The organism is Actinoplanes sp. NBRC 103695, assembly GCF_030269485.1.
Taxonomy (GTDB): Bacteria; Actinomycetota; Actinomycetes; order Mycobacteriales; family Micromonosporaceae; genus Actinoplanes.
This window is the reverse complement of sequence record NZ_BSTL01000158.1, coordinates 1-255: the sequence shown is the minus strand read 5'-3', so window position 1 is coordinate 255 and position 255 is coordinate 1. Positions and strand designations below refer to the sequence as shown.

Genomic DNA, 255 nt, shown 5'->3' with positions numbered 1-255 from the left:
GCGCGTCCATCCAGACAAACGTGTACGGGCCGGCGTCCAGCGGCCGGTTGCGGAACGCTTCGACCTGGGTGTCGAGGTGGCGGGCCATCTCCGAGACCTGACTCTTGGACAGCTGTTTGATCCCGAGCTGCTCGACCAGTTTCTCCACCCGGCGGGTCGACACCCCCAGCAGATAGCTGGTGGCCACCACGCTCACGAGGGCTTGCTCGGCGCGGCGGCGGTGCTGCAACAACCAGTCCGGGAAATACGAACCGG

At 66.3% G+C, this 255-nt stretch carries 1 protein-coding gene; it reads right to left on the bottom strand.

Features of this window, described 5'->3' with window-relative positions; all coding sequences use genetic code 11:
- Positions 1–255: transposase (locus tag QSK31_RS48680; RefSeq protein ID WP_285692026.1), on the bottom strand; the 255-nt coding region annotated here is incomplete at both ends.